Here is a 3602-nt window from a genome sequence, read left to right on the forward strand (position 1 = left end):
TCCTTGATCAGCGCCAGGCGCTGCTCGCGGGTGCGGCCGCCAAACAAGCCGTCCGCTGTGTCTGCGATGCCGTCTTCGTGCAGCGCGCCGGTGAGCGCCGCGCCAGCGGCGACGGTCATCATCGCCGGCACCACGCCGGACCAGATCAGCGAGCCTGCGAGCAGCACACCACCGCACACAAGACCGATCCCGGCGCCGACCAGCGGAAAGTACTTCGATGCGCTGAGCAGCCAGTCGTCGAACAGCGCGGTGCGCGGCGTCGGCACCAGCGTCATGAACTGCACGGCGTTGAGCAGGGATTGGATCTGCCGGCTCACGCGCGCGATCCGAACCGGCCCGCCAGCACGTCCGACAGCGCGGCGAGATCGTTGAGGATGCCGGCAGCGGCGCGCAGCAGCGGAACGGTCATCAACGCACCCGTCCCCTCGCCGAGCCGCAAGCCGAGATCAAGATACGGCGTCGCCTGCATCGCTTCGAGCAGCACACGGTGGCCGCGCTCGGCCGAGCGATGCGAGAACACGCAGTAATCGCGCGCCGCGGGCTGCAGCCGCACCGCCAACAGTGCAGCAGCGCTGGCAATGAAGCCATCGATCACCACCGGCCGCCGCGAAGCCGCAGCGCCCAGCACCGCGCCGGCCATCATCGCGATATCGAATCCGCCGAACTCAGCGAGCACGTCGAGCGGCGCCGTCGGCTGCGCCCGCGCCGCCGCCTGCTCGACGATGGCGCGTTTGTGCGCGACGCCGGCATCATCCATCCCGGCCCCGCGTCCGACGCAATCGATGATTGGAGCCCCAGTCAGCGCGTGGGTGATCAGCGCAGCAGACGTCGTGTTGCCGATTCCCATCTCGCCGATCGCAACGATGTCGAGCCCACCCACAATCTCCTCGCGCACCAGATCGGCCGCTGCCGTGATCGCGCGCGCCGCCTCCTGATGAGTCATCGCCGGTTCGTGACGTGCATTGCAGGTGCCGCGGCGGATCTTGCGATCAATCAGCCTGGGATGTGGCGGCATGTCGGCATCGATGCCACCGTCGACGATCCGCACCTCGGTCGCCGCCGCTTTCGCCAGAACGTTCACGCCAGCGCAATCTGCCAGATACGCCTCGACCATCGATCGGGTCACGCTCGCCGGATACGGCGATACCCGATCGGCGGCGAGGCCGTGATCACCGGCGAAGATGAACACCGTCGCGCGCTCCGCCCGCGGCGATGCCGGATGCCAGATCAGCCCGAGCTGCACGGCGAGTTCTTCGAGCCGGCCGAGCGAACCCGGCGGCTTCGCCTTGCCGTCGAGCCGAGCCCGCAGCTCGGACTCATGGGCGGGATCGACCGGCGAAACGGAAAGGATACGTGGATCAAGCAGGGGCGCGTGCATTCGGGAGGCTCGGCAAAAGGAATGCTGCCGCCACGACAGCGGGCAGTGAAGACAGTCGAACGACCATCGTGGCGGCGACAGCAAAGCTGTGCGCGCTGGTTCGTTCGGGCGACGACGGGATTTCTCCGCGGAAAGCGGAGGCGCGCATCAGGTCGGCGGTCGGTACAGCATGTCTGTGTCCTTCTTCGACCCACCGTCGAATGGCATGGTTTTCATACTTCGGCCGGTCTCCTGGCTCGCGGACATTGTCCCGGTCGCCTTCCCGAGCGGCTTGAGGATGCCGTTCTCAGTGGCGGTGTGACCGGAAGCGGTCCGCTTACAGTTGCGGGGGCAGCCGCGGACTTGGCGATTGCTCGCCGCACCGCATTCCCGTTTCACCCTTCGAACGAAGGGCACCGAAGCGAGCGGCACCACAGCACGGCGACGCCACGGGCGCAAGATTGACAACACCCCGGAGCCGCCCTCTAAGACGAAGGTCCACCAAGCCGCGCTTTTCTTGGCCGCTCTCGAGCGGCCCTGGCGCATCATCTCGACCGGATTGACCGCATCTTGCTGTGGGATGTGACGGTGATAGGCGGCGGAATCGCCGGTCTTTGCGCGGCGATTGCCGCGCGCCGCAGCGGCGCTGCGGTCCGCCTGCTCGAAGCGGCACCGCGGCCCCTACGCGGCGGCAATGCTCGCCACGGCCGCAATTTCCGGCTGACGCACGAGGCGCCACTGGCCTATGTCCCTGATCGCTACACAGCAGATGAACTGCGCGCCGAGCTGCGCAGCATCACGGGCGACGAGACCGACCGCGCGCTCACGGAGCTACTGATTGAACGCGCACACAGCATCGCCGGTTGGCTGATCGAGCACGGCGTGCATCTGCAGCCGCCTGGCACCGGGGTGATGCCGTATTCCCGCCGCACCGCGTTTCCGCTCGGCGGCGGCAAAGCGATGATCAACGCGCTGTACGCCACCGCCGACCGGCTCGGTATCGCGATCAGCTACGACAGCGAGGCACGGTCGCTGCTACGCGCCGAAGACGAGGGCTGGACGATCAGCATTCGATCCGCTGGGGCTGACGACAGTATTCGCACGCGCAGCGTCGTCGTCTGTGCCGGTGGCCCCGGAGCCGACCCCGCCTGGTTGCGCGACAATTTCGGCAGCGCCGCCGAGGGCTGGATGGTCCGCGGTACGCGTTACGCCGACGGCCGCTTGCTCGATCTGTTGATCGGAGCCGGGGGCTGTGCAATCGGCGATCCAACCACCTGTCATGCGGTCCCGGTCGATGCGCGCGGGCCGCAATTTGATGGCGGCATCGTCACCCGGATCACATCGATTCCGCTCGGCCTCGTGGTCGATCAATCCGGTGCTCGCATCGACGTCGCAGGGGCCGGATCGCAGCCGACCCACTATGCCAAATGGGGACCAAGGATCGCCGCCTGTCCCGGTCAAATTGCTTTCCTGGTGCTCGATGCAGCGGGTCTGGGCCGCGCTGCGCCATCCGCGCTGGCGCCGGTTACTGCGCCGAACCTCGGGGAACTAGCTGCCGCGCTGCAAATCGATCACACCGCTCTTTTGCAAAGCATTGAGGACTTCAATGCCGCCCCGGCCAACGCCGCGCGCACCATCGCGGAGCCACCATTTGCCGCCTATCCGATGCGGCCGGGGCTGACCTTCGTGCATTACGGCATCAAGGTCGATGCGACGATGCGGGTGGTCCAAGCCGATGGCTGCCGCCACGACGATCTGTTCGCCGCCGGCATGATCATGGCGGCGAATGTGCTGCGCCGCGGCTATCTCGCCGGGCTCGGCATCACCCTATCGGCAGTGTTCGGCCAGATCGCCGGCGAGGAGGCAGCGCGCCATGTCCGCGGGTGATCCGATCTCAGAGGCCGAGCGCGTGCTGCGGATCTGTAGCGCCTGCATGTATTGCGATGGGCTTTGCCCGGTGTTTCAGTCGATCGACGGCAAGCACAGCTTCAGCCTGAGCGACGTCAGCTACCTGTCGAACCTGTGCCACAACTGCCAGGGCTGCTGGCATGATTGCCAGTACGCACCACCACACCCGTTCGCCGTCAATCTGCCGGCGACGTTCGCCGAACTGCGGCAGCACTCGTATGCGGACCATTTGTGGCCGCCCGCGCTCGGGCGCGTCTTTCGCGCCTCATCGCTCGCAGTACCCGCCACCGTCGCGCTGGCGCTGCTGATCACCTTCGGCCTCGTACTGGGCACGGAC

At 67.1% G+C, this 3602-nt stretch carries 3 protein-coding genes, 1 pseudogene and 1 riboswitch; of the genes and pseudogenes, 2 read left to right on the forward strand and 2 right to left on the reverse strand.

The window, feature by feature from the left end; genetic code table 11:
• Together DYI24_RS23225 and cobT are read right to left on the reverse strand one after the other, a co-directional pair.
• A partial coding sequence (locus tag DYI24_RS23225; protein ID WP_349627809.1) for an adenosylcobinamide-GDP ribazoletransferase occupies positions 1-317 on the reverse strand: 317 nt, incomplete at its 3' end.
• Entirely contained in the window at positions 314-1378 is a 1065-nt protein-coding gene (gene cobT, locus DYI24_RS23230; RefSeq protein WP_164574012.1) for a nicotinate-nucleotide--dimethylbenzimidazole phosphoribosyltransferase, read from the reverse strand. The genes cobT and DYI24_RS23225, both read right to left, overlap by 4 nt.
• Positions 1379-1582: 204 nt before the next feature.
• A riboswitch (cobalamin riboswitch) is annotated at positions 1583-1793 on the reverse strand.
• Between the two features lie 146 nt (positions 1794-1939).
• Between cobT and tcuA the strand changes: the two genes are divergently transcribed.
• A complete protein-coding gene (tcuA, locus tag DYI24_RS23235) occupies positions 1940-3244 on the forward strand; it encodes an FAD-dependent tricarballylate dehydrogenase TcuA (protein WP_164574013.1) in 1305 nt (434 codons plus the stop codon).
• Positions 3231-3602: pseudogene (locus DYI24_RS23240) on the forward strand (tricarballylate utilization 4Fe-4S protein TcuB); the annotation flags it as partial. The gene tcuA and the pseudogene DYI24_RS23240, both read left to right, overlap by 14 nt.

Source organism: Rhodopseudomonas sp. BR0C11 (assembly GCF_010820945.1).
Taxonomy (GTDB): domain Bacteria; phylum Pseudomonadota; class Alphaproteobacteria; order Rhizobiales; family Xanthobacteraceae; genus Rhodopseudomonas; species Rhodopseudomonas palustris_H.